General features: G+C 45.1%; 13 protein-coding genes. 11 read left to right on the forward strand and 2 right to left on the reverse strand.

Annotated features, from left to right (window positions below; translation table 11 throughout):
• Positions 1 to 130 precede the first annotated feature (130 nt).
• Together H9Q76_RS06090 and H9Q76_RS06095 are read left to right on the forward strand one after the other, a co-directional pair.
• Positions 131 to 1177, forward strand: coding sequence for a type IV pilus twitching motility protein PilT (locus tag H9Q76_RS06090; protein ID WP_021985635.1), 1047 nt, complete (start codon positions 131 to 133; stop codon positions 1175 to 1177).
• 157 nt (positions 1178 to 1334) lie between these two features.
• On the forward strand, positions 1335 to 1814 hold the full coding sequence (locus tag H9Q76_RS06095; RefSeq protein WP_021985634.1) for a type II secretion system protein: 480 nt from the start codon (positions 1335 to 1337) through the stop codon (positions 1812 to 1814).
• A 331-nt stretch (positions 1815 to 2145) separates the two neighbouring features.
• On the opposite strand, the gene H9Q76_RS06100 is transcribed toward H9Q76_RS06095, so the two are convergent.
• Positions 2146 to 2928 (reverse strand): hypothetical protein, encoded by a 783-nt coding sequence (locus H9Q76_RS06100; protein ID WP_117780204.1) that lies wholly within the window; start codon positions 2926 to 2928, stop codon positions 2146 to 2148.
• Between the two features lie 1058 nt (positions 2929 to 3986).
• On the opposite strand from H9Q76_RS06100, the gene H9Q76_RS06105 reads away from it, so the two are divergent.
• The 3 genes from H9Q76_RS06105 (at position 3987) to H9Q76_RS06115 (ending at position 10087) form a co-directional block, all read left to right on the forward strand.
• Positions 3987 to 6071 (forward strand): polyribonucleotide nucleotidyltransferase, encoded by a 2085-nt coding sequence (locus tag H9Q76_RS06105; RefSeq protein ID WP_118373590.1) that lies wholly within the window; start codon positions 3987 to 3989, stop codon positions 6069 to 6071.
• 27 nt (positions 6072 to 6098) lie between these two features.
• Positions 6099 to 8501 carry a GH36-type glycosyl hydrolase domain-containing protein gene (locus H9Q76_RS06110; RefSeq protein ID WP_021985631.1) on the forward strand — a complete coding sequence of 801 codons (2403 nt, stop codon included), beginning with the start codon at positions 6099 to 6101 and terminating at the stop codon, positions 8499 to 8501.
• 188 nt (positions 8502 to 8689) lie between these two features.
• Positions 8690 to 10087, forward strand: coding sequence for an MATE family efflux transporter (locus tag H9Q76_RS06115; protein WP_117780202.1), 1398 nt, complete (start codon positions 8690 to 8692; stop codon positions 10085 to 10087).
• Between the two features lie 109 nt (positions 10088 to 10196).
• On the opposite strand, the gene H9Q76_RS06120 is transcribed toward H9Q76_RS06115, so the two are convergent.
• Complete coding sequence (locus H9Q76_RS06120; protein WP_021985629.1) at positions 10197 to 11855, reverse strand: putative manganese-dependent inorganic diphosphatase; 1659 nt, start codon at positions 11853 to 11855, stop codon at positions 10197 to 10199.
• Positions 11856 to 12032: 177 nt separating this feature from the next.
• On the opposite strand from H9Q76_RS06120, the gene H9Q76_RS06125 reads away from it, so the two are divergent.
• The 6 genes from H9Q76_RS06125 to pgsA all read left to right on the forward strand — a co-directional run bounded on the left by H9Q76_RS06125 (position 12033) and on the right by pgsA (position 20490).
• Positions 12033 to 12767 (forward strand): ClpP family protease, encoded by a 735-nt coding sequence (locus H9Q76_RS06125; RefSeq protein ID WP_147341753.1) that lies wholly within the window; start codon positions 12033 to 12035, stop codon positions 12765 to 12767.
• 117 nt (positions 12768 to 12884) lie between these two features.
• Positions 12885 to 15755 (forward strand): DNA translocase FtsK, encoded by a 2871-nt coding sequence (locus H9Q76_RS06130; RefSeq protein ID WP_249321839.1) that lies wholly within the window; start codon positions 12885 to 12887, stop codon positions 15753 to 15755.
• Positions 15756 to 15778: 23 nt separating this feature from the next.
• Entirely contained in the window at positions 15779 to 17449 is a 1671-nt protein-coding gene (locus tag H9Q76_RS06135; protein WP_195540736.1) for a formate--tetrahydrofolate ligase, read from the forward strand.
• Positions 17450 to 17758: 309 nt separating this feature from the next.
• Entirely contained in the window at positions 17759 to 18604 is an 846-nt protein-coding gene (gene folD / locus H9Q76_RS06140) for a bifunctional methylenetetrahydrofolate dehydrogenase/methenyltetrahydrofolate cyclohydrolase FolD (RefSeq protein ID WP_021985625.1), read from the forward strand.
• Between the two features lie 7 nt (positions 18605 to 18611).
• Positions 18612 to 19967, forward strand: coding sequence for a 30S ribosomal protein S12 methylthiotransferase RimO (rimO, locus tag H9Q76_RS06145; protein ID WP_249321840.1), 1356 nt, complete (start codon positions 18612 to 18614; stop codon positions 19965 to 19967).
• Positions 19951 to 20490 carry a CDP-diacylglycerol--glycerol-3-phosphate 3-phosphatidyltransferase gene (gene pgsA / locus H9Q76_RS06150; RefSeq protein WP_021985623.1) on the forward strand — a complete coding sequence of 180 codons (540 nt, stop codon included), beginning with the start codon at positions 19951 to 19953 and terminating at the stop codon, positions 20488 to 20490. The genes rimO and pgsA overlap by 17 nt, the downstream gene beginning before the upstream one ends.
• Positions 20491 to 20576: the final 86 nt, after the last annotated feature.

A 20576-nucleotide genomic window follows, 5' to 3' on the forward strand; every position in this document is an offset into this window, starting at 1 on the left:
TTTTGAAGAGAAAAGCAGGCAGAAAAAACCCATGCCGGAAGCTGACAGCAAGTAGAAGAAAAAACAAGTAAAAATTATGATAAAAAAACATAATAAAAAGATTAAATAATACGAGAGGAGGTCGATATATATGATGATAGATCAGATGATTATGGAAGCACGTTCGATGGGATGCTCGGATATTCATATCACAGTTGGTATGCCACTTATGTATCGAATCAATGGTCGCTTGCAGAATGCACCGACCAATCCAAGCGACGGAGAAATCATCGCGATGCTCGCAGAGCTTTTGACCGATGAACAGCGGGAGAATCTTGAGCGAGGCATAGATGCGGATTTTGCAATTCGTACCCCGGATGGCAACCGTCAGCGTGTGAATGTGTTCAAGCAGGATGGCAAGATGGCGGCAACAATCCGACTGCTTAATTCCTCGATTCCGTCGATGGAGATGCTTGGACTTCCAAGCGTGCTTCGGGAGCTGGCAGATAAGCCGCGTGGTATGATTCTTGTGACAGGACCAACCGGTTCTGGTAAATCAACCACACTTGCTTCCATGATTGATTATATCAACGAGAATCGTCCGGAACATATTATTACGATTGAAGATCCGGTCGAGTATGTATACGACAGAAAGATGGCACTTATTCACCAGAGAGAGGTTGGAAGAGATGTCACAAACTTTGCATCGGCACTTCGAAGTGCACTTCGTGAAGACCCGGATATTATTCTGGTAGGAGAGATGCGTGATTACGAGACAATCTCAGCAGCACTGACTGCGGCAGAGACCGGACATCTGGTTATGTCCACCCTGCATACGACTGGTGCGGCACAGACGATTGATCGAATCATTGACGCCTGTCCAGCAGGCATGCAGAATCAGGTACGGACACAGCTTGCCAGCGTGTTAAATGGTGTAATCACACAGTGTCTGATTCCGAATGCACGTGGAAATGGACGAGTTGTAGCGACAGAAATCTTAGTTGGTACGGATGCAGTTTGCAACCAGATCCGTGAGAATAAATGTCATCAGCTCGGTTCTCTGATGCAGTCCGGTTCATCCGTAGGTATGCATACATTAAATGGTGATTTGTCCCGTTTGGTTCAGAACGGTATGATTAACCGCCAGATGGCTTACAAATATTCAAACGATGTCGCAGAGCTCGATCAGTATTTGTAAAAGGCTGTTGAGCAACTAGATGTGGCATAAATGGTAAAAATTACCATGAGAAAATCCCTCGAAAAAAAGGGAAAAAGTTGATACTGATAGCAAATTTTGCTATACTTTATAAAGATTTTTCATATCAAAAAACAAAAAGACTAAGGAGGAAATGATTATGAAAAAGATGAAAGAAAACAAAGGTTTTACTTTGGTAGAGCTGATTGTTGTTATCGTAATTCTCGCAATTTTGGCAGCAATCCTCGTACCAGCATTGCTTGGTTATATTGACAGAGCAAAGGGACAGCAGATTGTATTGAATGGAAAGACGGTATTGACAGCTGCGCAGACAGAGTGTTCAAGTGCTTATGCAAAAGGAACTGATTTGTCAGCTATGGATGCAACAACATTGAAGGCATTTCAGGATCAAATTAATAATACAGCAGATGTACCTTCTACAAATGTAAAAATTAAACTTGGGAAATCTGCAGAAGGTGTAACAAACAAGCATGAAGAATACACTGTACGAGGAGTAGAGTATACGCAGGGAGATAAAACAATTTATTATGTATATAATACAACCAATAATACAGCTTCATGGGATGCAACAGCTGCTGAGTATGCAGCTTTAGCAGGTAAGGAAATAACGGTTAAGTAAAAATGAATTTAAACGCTCTGGAGATATCCGGGGCGTTTTTCCATAATAGATAAAGGTTCAGTCATTTTCTTTTTAAAACTAAAGGAGATGACTGAAATATATGGAGAGTGTTCATAAAAGTCGCTATGTTTTTTGATTTTATAAAAATGGTTTGTGAAGAATATGGGTCTCTTATGTTCTGAGCGTGGGGGCGGGACAGAAAACGGAAAAGCCCACGCTGTGGGCGTGGAAAGAGAAAAAGCGGGACACCCACCCAGGAAACTTGAAAAAGGTTTCCGGGGTGAACTTATTTATAACAAAAAGGCAAGCTGGATTTTAATCAAGCTCTACTCTACATGAAATTCCGCATCACCAATTGTTGCACCCAACTGGAATCTAACGGATGCTTTTGTGTCTCGTAAGTTAGAATGAGATTAACATCCGGAATGATATTGTGGTCACAATATGTACTGATTTTCTCCATGGCATGATCTTTGTATTCCTTTTTATCCATCAACCCCAAATGCTCCCAATAAGTATAGGAATTATTTTTTGGATTTTTGATTGTAAAATCAGGATACATGGTTGATCCGTTTAGTGTGAGTGGCGCTTCATATCGAAACGGAATATGGTTTGTGAACAAAATATTTGCTATGATTTCCTCCGACTTTGAGCGTACTTTCATTCCGGAAAACGTGTTGTGAATAAGATCTTCGCGCTTATAAGGATTTTGCTCATAGGAGACGCCTGCCCATGCATCAGGAATCAGTGCCTTAGCTAAAAATGTGTGATAATTTGAATCTGTCGCCAGAAGCTTCTGAGATGTATTCGGCAAAGCCTGAATATCTTGAATGAATCGATCAAGAAGCTCTTTTTCTTTGATGCAATCATCCAGACAGCTTTCATAATATTTCTTCAAAGCTAATTTCTCAATAGTGGCAGATTCTTTGGTGGGAATGTATTTTTTCAGATTGCCATTCACTTTGTATGATTTGATATGCTTTCCGTTCTTGAAACATTGTAGTTTTCCAGAGGGGAATTTATTGATAAGCTTTTTATAGTTTTCGATGCTTTTATTTAATTGTTTTTGCTGTTCAAGAATATTCTGTATAAAAATGATATACACCTCTTTCAATAATTGACATTGCAACGACTGTAATAGTACAGACCATCATAATGCGAAAACACATGAAGCCGTTAGGCAACACGCTAAAATGTAAACTACGTGGGTAAGTAAAATCTGAGTTGTTCTGAGTTGTAAAACAGATTTTCTGTATGAAAAACTATGCGCTAAAAACTCGATAAATGAGTTGTTCTTAATGTAGCATATATAAGTTGCTGCGTAAATGGAATACATGATTTTATCACAGAAAATTCATAATTCCTTTTTATGAATCTATTGATTTGGGCGTGGGAGCAGAAAAGTAGGCGGAAAAACCCACGGCATGGGCGTAGGGTGTGAAAAGCAAGCAGAAAAGCCCACCCCGGAAGCTAATCGATATGTCCCGGAGCGGAAACTGGGCGTGGGAGCAGAAAAGTAAGCGTGGAAACCCATGGCGTGGGCGTAGGGTGTGAAAAGCAAGCAGAAAAGCCCACCCCGGAAGCTAATCGATATGTCGCGGAGCGGAAACTGGGCGCGGAAGCAGAAAAGTAGGCGGGGAAACCCATAGTGTGGGCGTAGGAGAAGAAAAGCAAGCAGAAAAGCCCACCCCGGAAGCTAATCGATATGTCCCGGAGCGGAAACTGGGCGTGGGAGCAGAAAAGTAAGCGTGGAAATCCATGGCGTGGGCGTAGGGTGTGAAAAGCAAGCAGAAAAGCCCATCCCGGAAGCTAATCGATATGTCGGGGAGCGGAAACTGGGCGTGAAAGTAGGAAAATAAGCGGGAAAACCCATAGCGTGGGCGTGAAAGTAGAAAAGTAAGCGGAAAAACCCACAGCAAGCAGACAGTACCAAGCGAAACAGCCTCCAAGCAAAAATCACAAACAAAAAATCCCACATTTCATCCATTCCCATCTTGAAGCAAAAGAAAATAGATGGTATAATCTAAAAGATTGCATGAAGACAAAACCGAGACAACTGAAAAAATCATTTTCTGACACTGGCAGTGCGATAAAAACAATAAAACAGAAAGTGGCGTTTTCAGTCGTTTCGGAGTCTGATTGCAGGAAAAAATATTTCAAGGAGAATTTATTATGTACAAGAAGTTTGAGATGGAACTTGCCGGAAGAACCTTGCGTGTCGATGTAGGCAGAGTTGCAAAGCAGGCAAACGGTGCAGCTTTGATGCACTACGGAGATACAGTTGTACTTTCTACAGCAACTGCATCAGAAAAACCAAGAGATGGTATCGATTTCTTCCCACTTTCAGTTGAGTATGAGGAGAAGATGTATTCGGTAGGAAAAATCCCTGGAGGATTCAATAAGCGTGAGGGTAAGGCAAGCGAGAACGCAATCCTTACATCCCGTGTTATCGACCGTCCGATGAGACCATTATTCCCAAAGGATTACAGAAATGATGTTACACTCAATAACATGGTTATGTCAGTAGATCCGGAGTGTTCTCCAGAGCTTACGGCTATGCTTGGTTCAGCGATTGCAACAGCAATTTCTGATATCCCGTTTGATGGTCCATGTGCAACTACACAGGTTGGTATGATCAATGGCGAGCTGATCTTCAATCCAAATTCTACACAGAATCTGGAGTCAGATCTGAAGCTTACGGTTGCATCTACAAGAGATAAGGTTATCATGATCGAGGCTGGTGCGAACGAAGTGCCGGAGGCGAAGATGATCGAGGCTATTTATGCAGCCCATGAGTTAAACCAGAAAGTAATCGCATTTATCGATAAGATCGTAGCTGAGTGTGGTAAGCCAAAGCATTCTTATACAAGCTGTGCAGTTCCGGAAGAACTGTTTGAGGCAATCAAGGAGCTTGTTCCACCTGCAGCAATGGAAGAGGCAGTCTTCACAGACGAGAAGCAGGTGCGTGAGGAGAACATCCGCCAGATCAAGGAGAAGCTTGAAGAGGCATTTGCAGATAAGGAAGACTGGCTGGCAGTTCTTGATGAGGCTGTTTACCAGTATCAGAAGAAGACAGTTCGTAAGATGATTCTGAAGGATCATAAGCGTCCGGATGGCAGACAGATCACACAGATCCGTCCACTGGCTGCTGAGGTTGATATCATTCCTAGAGTCCATGGCTCTGCTATGTTCACAAGAGGACAGACACAGATTTGTAACGTTGTAACACTGGCTCCGCTTTCTGAGGCTCAGAAGTTGGATGGCCTTGACACAAATGTTACAACGAAGAGATATATGCATCATTACAACTTCCCATCATACTCTGTTGGTGAGACAAAGCCATCCAGAGGACCAGGACGTCGTGAGATCGGACATGGCGCACTTGCTGAGCGTGCACTTGTTCCTGTACTTCCAAGTGAGGACGAGTTCCCATATGCAATCCGTTCCGTATCTGAGACATTTGAGTCAAACGGTTCAACATCTATGGCTTCCACATGTGCATCTTGTATGTCACTGATGGCTGCCGGTGTTCCAATCAAGAAGATGGTAGCAGGTATTTCCTGCGGCCTTGTAACTGGTGAGACAGATGATGATTATGTACTGTTGACAGATATTCAGGGACTCGAAGATTTCTTCGGCGACATGGATTTCAAGGTAACAGGTACAACCGAAGGTATCACAGCAATCCAGATGGATATCAAGATTCATGGTCTGACACGTCCAATCGTAGAGGGCGCAATCGCAAGATGTCGTGAGGCAAGACTCTTCATCATGGATACATGTATGAAGCCGGCTATCGCAGCTCCAAGAGATCACGTTGGCGAGCTTGCTCCGAAGATCATCCAGACAAAGGTTGATCCGGAGAAGATCGGTGAGATCATTGGACAGAGAGGAAAGACAATTAACGCAATCATCGAGGAGACAGGCGTTAAGATCGATATCGATGATGATGGAAATGTATTTATCTGCGGTGTTGAGCAGGCAGGTATGGACAAGGCATTGAAGATCATCCGTTCTATCGTAGATCCAATCGAAGTTGGTAAGACTTACGAAGGTAAGGTTGTTCGTATCATGAACTTCGGTGCATTCGTAGAGCTGTCACCAAACAAGGATGGACTGATTCATATCTCTAAGCTGGCAGATCACCGCGTAGAGAAGGTAGAGGATGTCGTAAATATCGGCGATGTAGTCAAGGTTAAGGTTCTTGAGGTTGACCGTATGGGTAAGATCAGCCTGAGCCTGAAGGACGCTGAGTAGTAGAACTATAAATTAGGAGGGTACCTCATGAGATACGGATACTTTGATGAGGCAAATAAGGAATATGTGATTGACAGACCGGATACTCCGGCACCTTGGGCGAACTACCTTGGTTCTCCGGAATACGGCGCAATCATTTCCAACAATGCCGGTGGATACAGCTTTGTAAAGTCTGGTGCAAACGGAAGAATTCTTCGTTATATCTTCAACAGCTTTGACCAGCCGGGCAGATACATTTATCTGCGTGACAATGACAGCAAAGATTACTGGTCAGCCTCATGGCAGCCAGTTGGAAAAGATTTAGACAGCTACAAGAGTGAGTGTCACCATGGTACAGGCTATACGTATATGAATGCAGAATATGCAGGCATCAAGAGCTCTGTACTTTACTATGTACCACTTGATAAGACGCATGAGGTATGGAAGCTGAAGGTTACGAACGATTCTGACAAGCCTCGTAACCTGTCAGTCTTTGGTTACTGTGAATTTACAAATGATAACAACTATGAGCAGGATCAGGTCAATCTGCAGTATACACTCTTTATCACAAGAACATATTTCATGGGAAACCGCATTAAGCAGGTGATCAATGAGAACGTGAATAAGGGTGCAGCTATCAACGGAAGTGTTGCATTTACAAGATTCTTTGGTCTGGCTGGAGCAGAGGTTGCAAGCTATGCCGGAGATAAGGAAGCGTTCCTTGGCAGATATCATGGCTATGGCAATCCAGTCGGCGTAGAAAACGGTGATTGCGGAAACTGTCTGAATTATAATGGTAATGCCTGTGGCGCTTTGGAGACAAAGATCACACTCGCACCGGGCGAGAGCAAGGAGCTTGCATTTGTACTCGGCATGAAGAATGATGCAGAGACAGAAGCAGTGATGAACAGCTATGCAGATGTGCATGCACAGAGTGAAGCTGAGCTGGCAGAGTTGAAGGAATACTGGCATGGAAAGCTGAATCATTTCCAGGTAAAGACACCAAGCGAGTCATTCAATGCGATGATCAATACATGGAATGCATATCAGTGCTTCATGACATTTATCTGGTCAAGAGCCGCATCGTTCTCCTACTGTGGACTTCGAAATGGATACGGATACCGTGATACGGTACAGGATATTCAGGGCGTAATCCATTTGGCACCAGAGATGGCGTTGGACAAGATCCGTTTCATGTTGTCTGCACAGGTAGACAATGGTGGTGGACTTCCACTTGTAAAGTTTGATCACAATGCAGGTCATGAGGATACACCAGATGATGAGTCTTATGTACGTGCAACCGGACATCCGGCTTATCGTGCAGATGATGCATTGTGGTTGTTCCCAACAGTTTATAAGTATATTGCGGAGTCTGGAAATACAGACTTTATCGATGAAGTAATCCTGTTCGCAAATGGCGGAGAGGGTACGGTGTATGAGCATTTGAAGCGTGCGATTGATTTCTCTATGAATCACCTTGGAAACAATCGTATGCCGGCAGGTCTGCATGCAGACTGGAATGACTGCTTACGTCTTGGCAAGCAGGGCGAGTCAACATTTGTTGCAATGCAGCTTTACTATGCGATGAGCGTACTCCGCATCTTTGCAGAGCAGAAAAATGATACAGAATATATCGCATATCTGGATAAGATCCAGAAGGAACTTGGCGATATTATCCAGACAAAGTGCTGGGAAGATGACCGCTATATCCGTGGATACAAGGAAGACGGCATGATCATCGGTTCCAAGCATGATCCGGAAGCAAACATGTGGCTGAATCCACAGTCATGGGCAGTTATCAGTGGTCTTGCCACAAAGGATCAGGCAGAGAAAGCACTGGAGTCTGTACATAGAGAATTGAATACACCATATGGCGTACGTCTGATGGCGCCATCCTATGTAGATCATGCGTTTGAGGGAGCGTTGATGCTTCTGTTCAATCCATCCACAAAGGAAAATGGCGGTATCTTCTCACAGCCACAGGGTTGGATTATTCTGGCAGAATCCCTGATGGGACATGGAAACCGTGCATTTGAGTATTTCACAGAAAGCTCACCTGCATCCATGAATGACAAGGCAGAGATCAGAAAGCTGGAGCCATATTGCCACGGACAGTTTACAGAGAGCTCTGACAGCCCATTCGAGGGTAGAGCACATGTACACTGGCTGACCGGTACAGCATCGACCGTTATGGTTGGATGTGTTGAGGGTATCCTTGGTATGCGTCCGGACTTCGATGGACTTCGTATCGCACCATCGGTTCCATCTGACTGGAAGGAATTCGAGATCAACAAGGACTTCCGTGGAAAGAAGCTTCATATCGTTGTGAAGAATCCGAATGGCGCAGAGAGCGGTTACAAGAGTCTTGTCGTAAATGGCAAAGAAATGAGCGATAACTATATTGCAGCAAGCGAGCTGGCTGATATCAATGAGATTATCCTTACAATGTAAGTGCTAAGACAAACGTACGCAAAATATAGAAGAAACTATGTGATATGGTGGGTAGATTCTGTACCCACCATATTTTTCTATATATATATAACAGAATTGATATATGCGTGCGGAACTATCATGCGGGAGATTTTTGGATTTGATTGTGAAACATGCAGGGCGTGTGTGAAAAGTGAGGTGAATGACACATGAATACGAAACGGTCTTTTCAAATCAAAAAATTTATTGGCGATCGTGCCTTTTATAAGCGATATCTGATGCTTGCTTTGCCGATGATCTTACAGAATGCGATTACGAATTTGGTCAGCTTTTTGGATAATATCATGGTTGGACAGCTTGGAACTGAACAAATGTCCGGTGTAGCGATTGTGAATCAGTTGATTTTTGTATATAATTTGGCAATTTTTGGTGCGGCATCGGCAGCAAGTATTTTTGGCGCACAGTATTTCGGAAAAGGAAACCATGAAGGTCACATGTACTCATTCCGATTCAAACTGTATGCAACGATGTTTGTGACGATTCTTGCAATTACGTTATTTATTACGAATGGTGAGAATCTCATATCCTTATATCTTACGGATACGGCCGGAACCGGTGCGACAGATGTTGCGTTACGGTATGGAAAACAGTATCTGTCCATCATGCTGATCGGCTTGGTTCCTTTTGCGGTTACACAGTCGTATGCGACAAACATCAAGGAAACCGGGCAGACATTTGTACCGATGGTTGCAAGCTTCGTGGCAGTTGGAAGCAATGCAGTGTTAGATTATCTGTTGATATTTGGAATTGGGCCATTTCCGAAGCTTGGCGTTATGGGTGCAGCGCTCGCAACGATACTGGCGCGTTATATAGAAGCTGCAATTATTGTAATCTGGGCACATTCCCATAAAGAAAAGAACAAGTATCTGGCTGGTGCATACCGGGGATTTGGCATGCCAATGGGCGAATTCAAAGCAATTTTGATCAAAGGATTTCCACTTATGTTGAATGAACTTCTCTGGGCGGCGGGGATGACAGCAGTGACGCAGTGCTATTCGGTGCGCGGACTCGAGGTGGTTGCCGGACTAAACATCGCAACGACGATCACGAATTTGTTTAATATTGTGTATATTCAGCTTGGTGCATGTATCAGCATCATTGTAGGACAGTATCTGGGAGCCGGCGAGCTGGAACAGGCGAAGGATGCGGATAATAAGATGATCGTGTTCAGTGTATTTTGCTGTATACTTGTCGCGGCGGTAATGTTTGTAGTTGGCAGGTTTTTTCCGCATATCTACAATACAACCGATGAAATCAAGAAGCTTGCTACAGCGTTCATGAGTATATCTGCGCTTTTGATGCCGATTTGTTCCATGAGCCATACCTTCTACTTTACCTTACGATCAGGCGGTAAGACATTGGTTACATTCCTGTTTGATTCCGTGTTCACATGGGTCATTGTTGTTCCTTGTGCGTACGTGCTTGCGCATTTTACGGGACTTGGAATTGTGAGTGTGTATTTTTTCGTGCAGGCGACGGAATTAATCAAAGCGACGATTGGATTCTTTATGGTGAAGAGTGATGTCTGGTTGGTGCAGATGGTATAATTGCAGTCTGCGTATAATAAAATATATTAATATAAAAAAGAGGCATTCCCTATCTGAGCTGTTTGGGAATGTCTCTTTTTGCGTTATAGGCATTTGCTGATTACATATCCTACATATTATTCGAAGCACTTACGATCATCGGTAAGATCTGCTTCTTCCTGGAGACAACGCCCGGCAGGTTGATGCTGCCGCCGGATACTTCATCGAGCTTGAACGCTTTTTCAAGCAGTTCTTCGGAGTTTTTGCCATAGTATAAAAGCTCGGTGCTTTCTTTGAAGATATTCGTCAGCATGAAGAATAACATATCGGCTTCGCTCTGGTTGTAGATGCTTTCCATGTATTTGAGAATCCGTGGCTTGACCGCATCTAACATCGTAGAGTTGAACGCAGTGATCTGTCCGATGCCGAACTTTAAGTTCTCTGAGGAGAATACCTTGTAATCCTGATAGAAGATTTCCTCGTCCGTCTCGTTCATCAGCTTGCTTCCGGCGTTGAACATGGCAATCGCATATGCTTCGATATCGATGTTTGCGATCTTTGCAAGCTTCCGGCATGTATGCTCATCCATCTGTGTGCAGGTCGGTGAGCGGAACATCAAGGTATCCGAGATGATTGCAGAACATAACAGTCCGGCAATCTGCTTCGGGATTTCAACATGGTTTTCTTCAAACATCTGATAGATGATCGTTGCTGTACAGCCAAGTGGCTGGTTGCGGAAATAAACCGGATTCATCGTCTGCAAGCCGCCCAGTCTATGGTGATCGATGATTTCCAGAAGCTGGACTTCTTCGATACCGTCGACTGCCTGTGCATGCTCGTTGTGGTCAACTAAGATGACCTTTTTTGGATTCGCATTCAAATAATTTCGCTGGGAGATCAGTCCTACGTATTTTCCATATTCATTCAGGACAGGATAGTACTGGTGGCGTTTACCCGCCATAACGGTACGGATATCCCGGATATAATCCTCAGTCGAGAAGGTGATCAGGTTATCCTTCTTCATAAAGTAACGGATTGGGATACTCTGGTTGATCAGACGCGCTGCGGTATAAGTATCATATGGGGTACGGATGATCGAGCAGTTGTGATCCTCAGCGAGCTTCGTGATTGTTTTCGATACGACCGCACCGTCACAGATGATGATGCACTGTGCATCCATCTCAATTGCGCAAAGCTGTGACTCGTAACGGTTACCAAGGATGACAATGTCGCCCTGCTCAATGTAGTTTTCCATCATGTCCGGGTTGGCGGCGGAGATCAGCACCTTTCCGGTATGCACATAATCCTTCTCATCGCCGACGATCAGATCAGCAGAGAGGGTGTTGATAATATTCTTGTATGGTGTGTGCGCGGATGCGATGACACGGTTGTCGTACACTTCCATATAAGTCATGGCGATGTCGCGAACGGTGATCAGTCCGACTAAATTGCCATTTTCGTTTACCGATGGAAGCGTGGTTGCACCGGATTCGCTTAAGATTTCCCATGCATTTTTGATGGAAATCTCTCCGTCAACGCCATCGATATGGCGGTATTCCACGTCTTTTACCTGTGTGGAGACATTTTCCATATATTCCGGCACAGCCGCGGAAAATGCATTTAATACATATTTGGTTTCTGCGTTTATCTCGCCAGCGCGCATCGGGACATAATCATCGCCGGTAATCTGCCGCTTCAGATAAGCATAGCAAATGGAAGAACAGATGGAGTCAGTGTCCGGATTTTTATGTCCGATGACATATACTTTGTCTTTGCTTTGTGTTTCCATTTATCAAACCTCCGTAATTTATAGAAAAAATAAATAAGCTACTTTGCGTTGCTATTATAGTTTCCGTATTTATAAAAGTCAAACAAAATGTACATAATATCTATGAGAAAATTTTGTGAACGGAGGTAGGAAACATTGGAGAGACAGGGAGAAACAGGGAAGGAACAGGCGTTTCATATGGATAGCCGGCAGAAACAGGAAGAAAGCGGGATGGACAACCAGCAAAAGCAGGGGAGTCTGATCACTGACTACGGACAGATTACTTTGTCGAAAAACCGGTATCATCACCGAATTCATTTGTTGAATATAATAGGAGAAATCGAGGGGCATGAGAATCTTGGTTCGTCCTCGAAGACAAGCAAATATGAGCATATCCTGCCACAGCTTGCTGCCGTGGAGGACGACGAGGGCATCGACGGACTGATGGTACTCTTAAATACCGTGGGCGGTGATGTCGAGGCAGGGCTCGCTATTGCAGAGATGATTGCATCCTTAAGCAAGCCGAAGGTATGTCTTGTGCTTGGCGGCGGACATTCAATTGGCGTGCCGTTGGCAGTATCCGGGGATGTGACGTTTATTGTGCCGTCGGCAACGATGGTCGTGCATCCGATCCGGATGAATGGAACCGTGCTTGGTGTGACGCAGAATTACGAATATATTGAGCGGATGCAGGATCGGATCATTGAATTTACGTCGAATCATTGTTCCATCAAGGAAGAGGAACTGAGGGAGATCATGTTCAATACGAAAGAACTGACGAAAGACATTGGTTCGGTGTTAGTTGGCAGGCAGGCAGTCGAGGTAGGAATCATCGACCGGGTGGGCGGCATCCATACCGCAATGAATTGTTTATATGACTTGATAAATGCAAAGAAAAATAGTAAAATAGAGCAGTATGAGCATTTAAACTGACATAAATATACCCGTGTGGCGGTTTGTATATGGATACGGACTGCCATATGGGTGATTACATTTAGAAAAATGTCTGTCATAATCGGAGAATGAGGGAAAAGAGAAGGAGTGCATACCGTGGCAACGGGAAACAACAGTACATATAATAAAGGTCCACAATCGAATACGAGAAGTAAAACGACTGCCAGCCGTTCGACATCGACGGCAAGATCACCACAGAAAGCAAGATCTTCGCAGTCGTCCAGACAGGCGTCCGCTTCCCGTACAGGAGGAAGAAAGACAAAAGCACAGCTGGCGCAGGAACAGGCACGGAAGAATGAAATCCATCTGTTTATCTGTCTGGCAGTTTGTACATTTTTCTTTATCAGCAACTTTGGCTGGTGCGGCGTTGTAGGCAATTTCTTTGCGAAGTTTATGTTTGGACTGTTTGGTGTTGTGGAATATGTGCTTCCGTTATACATCTTTTTGACAGAGGCATTTCTGCTTTCAAACGGTGCAAAAAAAGCAGTCGTAAACCGCGTACTCTGTGTAGGACTGTTTATTGTTGCAGCAGCATTTATCTTCCAGCTTACGGCTGGTGCCGATCATATGACGGCGAAGCTTCTGTATGATCAGGGGGCACAGGAAAAGAAGGGCGGCGGATTTATCTTAGGTGGATTGCTCGTTGTACTGTACAATCTGATTGGAAAACCGGGCGCGATCATTGTGATTGCACTTTTGATCATCATTGGAATCATCGTCGTAATGAATGTGTCGCTGATCGATTTTGCAAAGGAGCGGTCTGCACAGTTCAAGAATCGTTACAATGCGCTGTATGAGGATGATGACGAGGAAGCGATTGATCCAGAGGCAGCACTTGAGGCAAAGCGCAGAACAAAATTGGATAATATCAAGGTGGAGCAGGAGAAGCCGGCTGTACCAGTGAAGAAGAAAAAGAAGAAAGTCAAAAATAAGAAGGTCGAGGGGGAAGAGGTTCATGAGTTAAAACCGCTTCCACATGAAGATCTGTTCAATCCGAATCTGACCTTGCAGGATGCCAAGGATGTCTCAGAGGGGTATGTAGATTTGTCGCTGCTGAAAAAGAAAAAAGGCGGTGTGACAGAACTTCGCAGTGCGAAAGCGGATATCCCACCTGTGCCGGATACACCGAAGAAAGAGACGGTGGATTTCTTTGACCGCCCAGATTATGCAAACGGAGCCGCACAGGAGGAAACGACAATCACAGATCAGATGTGGCAGGAGGAAAACGCACAGACAGGTACTGATATTTCTGCTTATGATGAGACGGCTGCGGATACATTGGACCCGGTACATACGAAGAGAACGTCGCGTGCAGCAGAAAAACAGATGGACACCGCAGATGTTTCCGTGCCAGATGCGGACGAGGCTCCAGTGACCGAAGCGGCGACGAGAAAGCGCAAGAAGACGAAGGAATCCGAGCAGGAGATGCTTTCGGAACGTGACCAGATTGCAGAGACAATTCAGGAAAACAGTGAACAAAAACCAATCAAGGAATACAAATTCCCACCGTTGAAGCTCTTGAAGAGTGGCAGAGGAAAGGGGACAAAGTCAAATGAAGCGTCCGTCCGTGAGACCGCGATGAAGTTAAAGAGCACACTCGAAAACTTCGGCGTCAATGTCACAGTGACGGATTACAGCTGCGGTCCATCTGTTACCCGGTATGAGTTACAGCCGGAGCAGGGCGTGAAGGTATCGAAGATCACGAACTTGGCGGATGATATCAAACTGAATTTAGCGGCGGCAGATATCCGTATCGAAGCACCGATTCCGGGCAAGCCGGCAGTAGGTATTGAGGTGCCGAACAAGGAGAGCCAGCCTGTATTTTTCCGCGATCTGCTTGAATCAGACAACTTCCAGAAGTTCCCGTCCAACATTGCATTTGCAGTTGGTAAGGATATCAGCGGACAGGTGGTTGTGGCAGATATCGCGAAGATGCCGCATTTGCTGATCGCAGGTGCGACTGGTTCCGGTAAATCGGTCTGTATCAATACATTGATCATGAGTATCTTATATAAGGCAAAGCCGGATGACGTGAAGCTGATTATGGTTGATCCAAAGCAGGTAGAGCTGAGTATCTACAATGGAATCCCACATATGCTGATTCCGGTTGTGACCGATCCGAAGAAGGCGGCAGGCGCTCTGAACTGGGCGGTACTTGAAATGACAAATCGTTACCAGTTATTTGCACAGTATAATGTGCGGAATCTGCAGGGCTATAACGAAAAGGTAAAGGCAGTGACAGGCTCGGAAGAGGGTAACGAAGACTTGAAGAAGCTGCCACAGATCGTGATTATTGTCGACGAGCTTGCTGATCTGATGATGGTAGCACACGGCGAAGTGGAGGATGCTATCGTGCGTCTGTCCCAGCTTGCACGTGCGGCAGGTATCCATCTGGTAATCGCAACGCAGAGACCATCTGTGGATGTCATTACCGGTCTGATCAAGGCAAATGTGCCATCCAGAATCGCGATGACCGTATCCTCGGGTGTCGACTCGAGAACGATCCTCGATATGAATGGTGCCGAAAAATTGCTTGGTAAAGGTGATATGTTATTCTATCCGACGGGCTATCCGAAGCCGGTACGTGTACAGGGTGCATTCCTGTCGGATGATGAGATCGCAGATGTCGTGGACTTCCTGAAGGAGGAAAGCGGCGAAGTGACCTACGATGAATCAATCTCAAAGGAGATTGCGAACACAAAGGTCGGTGGTTCTGGCGGTGGTGCATCGTCTGCAGAACCGGAATATGATGACTACTTTGTAGATGCCGGAAAGTTTATTATCGGAAAAGATAAGGCGTCCATCGGTATGTTACAAAGAGTATATAAAATCGGATTTAACCGTGCAGCACGTATTATGGATCAGCTTTCCGAAGCTGGTGTGGTCGGTCCGGAAGAGGGGACGAAGCCACGGAAGGTGCTTATGAGCATGGAAGAATTTGAAAATTATGTAGAGGAATATTTATAAGGGAGTCAGGAGGACAAAAGAGTATGTTAACAGACATTGAAATCGCACAGCAGGCAGAGATGGAACCAATTAAGAACGTGGCAGCAAAGCTTGGTATGTCGGAGGATGATATCGAGATGTACGGTAAGTACAAGGCGAAGATTTCCGATGAGTACATGCAGTCTGTAAAGAATAATGAGAATGGTAAATTGATTCTGGTAACAGCAATCAACCCGACTCCGGCAGGAGAGGGAAAGACAACAGTAACCGTAGGACTTGGTCAGGCAATGTGCAAGCTTGGAAAGAAGGCGGTCATTGCACTGCGTGAGCCATCTCTTGGACCATGTTTTGGTATCAAAGGTGGAGCAGCCGGCGGCGGATATGCCCAGGTCGTACCAATGGAAGACTTAAACTTGCATTTTACAGGTGATTTCCATGCAATCACATCTGCAAATAACCTGCTTGCAGCCGTGATGGATAACCATATGCATCAGGGAAATACACTCCGCATCGATCCGAAGCGTATCGTATTTAAGCGTTGTCTGGATATGAACGACCGTGTGCTTCGTAACATTATCGTTGGTATGGGTAAGAAGGGCGACGGCGTGATGCGTCAGGATGGATTCGTTATCACAGTTGCTTCAGAGATCATGGCAATCCTCTGTCTGGCAACAGATATCAGGGATCTGCAGGAGCGTCTTTCAAGAATTATCGTTGCTTATAATGTAGATAATGAGCCTGTTACAGCTGGTGAGCTCAAGTGTGTCGGTGCGATGACAGCGCTTTTGAAGGATGCGATCAAACCAAATCTGATCCAGACATTAGAGCATACACCAGCACTTGTACACGGTGGTCCATTTGCGAATATCGCACATGGCTGTAACTCTGTCCGTGCAACACAGACCGCACTTAAAATTGCAGATTATGTCATCACAGAGGCAGGTTTCGGTGCGGATCTCGGAGCAGAGAAATTTTTCGATATCAAGTGTCGTATGACTGGATTGAAGCCGGATGCAGTTGTGCTTGTAGCAACGGTACGTGCACTGAAATATAACGGTGGCGTGGCAAAGGCAGACCTTGGCGAGGAAAACTTAGAAGCATTGGAAAAGGGTATCGTGAACTTAGAGAAGCATATCGAGAACTTACAGCTCTACGGTGTGCCGGTAGTTGTAACGCTGAACCGTTTCGTATCCGATACAGATGCAGAGCTTGCATTTGTACGTGAGTTCTGTGAGAAGCGTGGCTGTGATTTCGCCCTCGCAAATGTATGGGAGAAAGGCGGCGAAGGTGGTATTGAGCTTGCAAATGCCGTGCTCAACACACTTGAGACAAAGGAAAGCCACTTCAAGGTATTATATGAAGATAATCTCTCTATCAAGGAGAAGATTGAGACAATCGCAAAGAAGATTTATGGCGCAGATGGCGTAACCTATTCTGCAGAGGCAGATCGTGCGATCGCAAAGATCGAGGAGATGGGATTTGCAAATATGCCAGTCTGCATGGCGAAGAACCAGTATTCCCTTTCCGATGATGCGAAGAAGCTTGGCAGACCGACTGGATTTACAGTCAATATCCGTGAAGTATATGTAAGTGCCGGAGCTGGATTTGTCGTAGCAATCACAGGTGCGATCATGACGATGCCGGGACTTCCTAAAGTTCCAGCCGCAGAGCGTATCTTCGTGGATGATGAAGGTGTAACACACGGTTTATTCTAAGAAGTACCAATTTGTATACGATTCCATATGTATATGTACCATGCATCTGAATTCTAAATATACATATGTTTGAAACTTAGAAGTTTTTGATGCTCCATCTGTGTACAGCAATGTTTGAACAGGAAGTTCAAACAAGCCACCACTGAGCCATGGATGGCGAATTGGTGGCGGTTGCGTATGAGTTTGGTATGTATATTGGAGCATCTAGAACTACTTAGTTTCAATACATCGTATATTTATGAATTCAGATGCATGGTACACGGCATATGGAACCGTGTACAATGTTGAAAAGAAAGGCGGATTATAACAATGGCAAAATTGATTAACGGAAAAGAAATCTCCCAGCAGATCAAGGATGAGTTAAAAGAGAAGGTTTCCGCGTTGAAGGCACAGGGCAAAAATATCTGCCTGGCAGTCATTCAGGTCGGAAACGATCCGGCATCTTCTGTATATGTTGGAAATAAGAAGAAGGCATGCGCGTATATCGGCATCGAGTCACGTGCGTTTGAACTTCCGGAGGAGACAACCGAGGAAGAACTTCTCTCTATTATCAAGGATTTAAACGAGGATGACGGCGTGCACGGAATCTTAGTGCAGCTTCCGGTTCCAAAGCACATCAATGAAGAGAAGATCATCAATGCGATCTCTCCGAAGAAGGATGTGGATGGATTCCATCCGGAGAGCGTTGGCAGCCTGTGTATTGGCAGACCGGGATTCGTATCATGTACACCAGCGGGAATTATCCAGCTTCTGAAGCGTTCCGAGATTGACATCGAAGGAAAGCACTGCGTTGTGATCGGCAGAAGCAATATCGTAGGCAAGCCGATGGCACTTCTGATGTTGCGTGAGAATGCAACCGTAACAATCTGCCATTCGAGAACGAAGAACTTAAAGGAAATCTGTAAAGAGGCAGATATCCTGATCGTTGCGATCGGAAAGCCGAAGATGATCGACGCATCGTATGTGAAGGACGGTGCGACAGTGATCGATGTTGGTATCCACAGAGATGCCAACAACAAATTATGCGGTGATGTTGATTTTGCATCGGTGGAACCGGTGGCTGGTGCCATCACACCAGTTCCGGGCGGCGTAGGACCGATGACGATTGCGATGCTGATGAATAACTGCGTGGAAGCCGCAGAGCGTGAGGAATAAGAAATATATGAACATATTGATGGTGTCACTTGGCTGTGACAAGAACCTTTGCGACAGCGAGGCAATGCTTGGCCTGCTCGCAAAGCACAATTACAATATTACGAACGACGAGCAGGAAGCCGATGCAATCATCGTAAATACATGCAGTTTCATCAAGGATGCGATGGAGGAAAGTGTAAATACAGTATTGGAGATGGCGAAGCTCAAACAGCAGAACTTAAAATACCTGATTGTGACCGGATGTATGGCACAGCGTTTCAAGGATGAGATCTTTGACGAGATCCCGGAGATCGATGCATGTCTTGGAACGAGCAGCTTCGATAAGATTTTAGATGTGATCGAGGAGCTGAAGGCGCGTGATGGTATCGAGGATGCAGAAGAAATCAGTGTCTATGACGATATCGACCGTCTGGCAACAATCACAGAATCAAACAAGGTCATCACATCGGGTACATTTATGGGATACTTAAAGATTGCAGAAGGCTGCGACAAGTTCTGTACCTACTGTGTCATCCCACATATCCGCGGACATTACCGGAGTGTGCCGATGGACCAGCTTTTAAAGGAAGCAGAATATATGGCATCGCAGGGCATCGAGGAGCTGGTGCTTGTCGCACAGGAGACAACCTGTTATGGTAAAGATCTGTACGGGGAGAAACGGCTGCATGTGTTAGTTCATGAACTGGCGAAGATTGAGGGAATTAAATGGATCCGCCTGATGTACTGCTATCCGGAGGAAATCTACGACGAACTGATCGACTGCTTCAAGGAGGAACCGAAGCTTCTGCATTATATTGATATGCCGATGCAACACAGCGAGGATGCAATCTTAAAGCGGATGGGAAGAAGGACAGATCGTGCAAGCATCGAAGCGGTGATTGGAAAGCTGCGGGAAGCAGCCCCGGATATCGCAATCCGTACTTCCCTGATTGCAGGATTTCCTGGCGAGACACAGGAAGAGCATGAGGCACTGATGGCATTCTTAGATGAACAGGAGCTTGACAGGGTTGGTGTATTTACGTATTCCAGAGAAGATGGAACACCGGCAGCAACATTTGAGAACCAGATCGATGAAGAGACAGCGGAGCAGTGGCGTAATGAGATCATGGAGCTGCAGCAGGAGATCTCATTGGATAAAAACGAGACATTTGTCGGGATGATCATGCAGGTCATCATCGAAGGATATTCTTCTGACGATGATGTCTATGTCGGACGGACATACCGGGATGCACCGGGCGTGGACGGGCTGGTGTTTGTGAACTGTGATTATGAACTGATGTCCGGACAGATTGTAGATGTCCGGATCAATGAGGTAGGACCATATGATATGATAGGAGGGATTGTCGATGAATCTGCCGAATAAATTAACGATACTTAGAATGATCATGATACCATTTTTCTTAGTAGCCCTGATGGTGCCTGGCATTCCGGGAGGAAAATGGATTGCACTTGCGTTATTCTGTCTGGCAAGTCTCACGGATATGCTGGATGGAAAAATCGCACGAAAGTATAACCTGATTACGGACTTTGGCAAGTTCATGGATCCACTTGCGGACAAGCTGCTTGTCTGTTCAGCCATGATCGCGCTGATCGATCTGGACCGGATTCCGGCGTGGGTTGTAATTGTGATTATTGCAAGAGAGTTTATCATCAGCGGTTTTCGTCTGGTTGCATCGGATAACGGCATTGTGATCGCTGCCGGATGGTGGGGCAAGATCAAGACGGTCTGCCAGATGTTCATGGTAATCTTACTGATTTGCGACTTCGGTGGAAGCACGGTACATATCATTGAGAATGTACTGATCTATCTGGCGCTGGCACTGACGATCATTTCCCTGATCGACTATCTGGTAAAGAATAAAAACGTGCTTTCTGAAACAAAATAAGAGTGGCTTTAAAAATCTGTAAAAAGCGGATGGAACATAAATGTTTAAGGCTTTTTGCAGATTTTTCTTTTTTATTGCAAAACTGT

The sequence above is a fragment of the Wujia chipingensis genome, from assembly GCF_014337155.1.
Classification (GTDB): Bacteria; Bacillota; Clostridia; order Lachnospirales; family Lachnospiraceae; genus Coprococcus_C; species Coprococcus_C hominis.

Excerpts from the sequence above, each read along its gene's own strand:
- H9Q76_RS06090 (WP_021985635.1), top strand. The coding sequence starts at position 131 with ATGATGATAGATCAGATGATTATGGAAGCACGTTCGATGGGATGCTCG.
- H9Q76_RS06095 (WP_021985634.1), top strand. The coding sequence starts at position 1,335 with ATGAAAAAGATGAAAGAAAACAAAGGTTTTACTTTGGTAGAGCTGATT.
- H9Q76_RS06105 (WP_118373590.1), top strand. The coding sequence starts at position 3,987 with ATGTACAAGAAGTTTGAGATGGAACTTGCCGGAAGAACCTTGCGTGTC.
- H9Q76_RS06110 (WP_021985631.1), top strand. The coding sequence starts at position 6,099 with ATGAGATACGGATACTTTGATGAGGCAAATAAGGAATATGTGATTGAC.
- H9Q76_RS06115 (WP_117780202.1), top strand. The coding sequence starts at position 8,690 with ATGAATACGAAACGGTCTTTTCAAATCAAAAAATTTATTGGCGATCGT.
- H9Q76_RS06120 (WP_021985629.1), bottom strand. The coding sequence starts at position 11,855 with ATGGAAACACAAAGCAAAGACAAAGTATATGTCATCGGACATAAAAAT.
- H9Q76_RS06125 (WP_147341753.1), top strand. The coding sequence starts at position 12,033 with ATGGATAGCCGGCAGAAACAGGAAGAAAGCGGGATGGACAACCAGCAA.
- H9Q76_RS06135 (WP_195540736.1), top strand. The coding sequence starts at position 15,779 with ATGTTAACAGACATTGAAATCGCACAGCAGGCAGAGATGGAACCAATT.
- folD (WP_021985625.1), top strand. The coding sequence starts at position 17,759 with ATGGCAAAATTGATTAACGGAAAAGAAATCTCCCAGCAGATCAAGGAT.
- rimO (WP_249321840.1), top strand. The coding sequence starts at position 18,612 with ATGAACATATTGATGGTGTCACTTGGCTGTGACAAGAACCTTTGCGAC.
- pgsA (WP_021985623.1), top strand. The coding sequence starts at position 19,951 with ATGAATCTGCCGAATAAATTAACGATACTTAGAATGATCATGATACCA.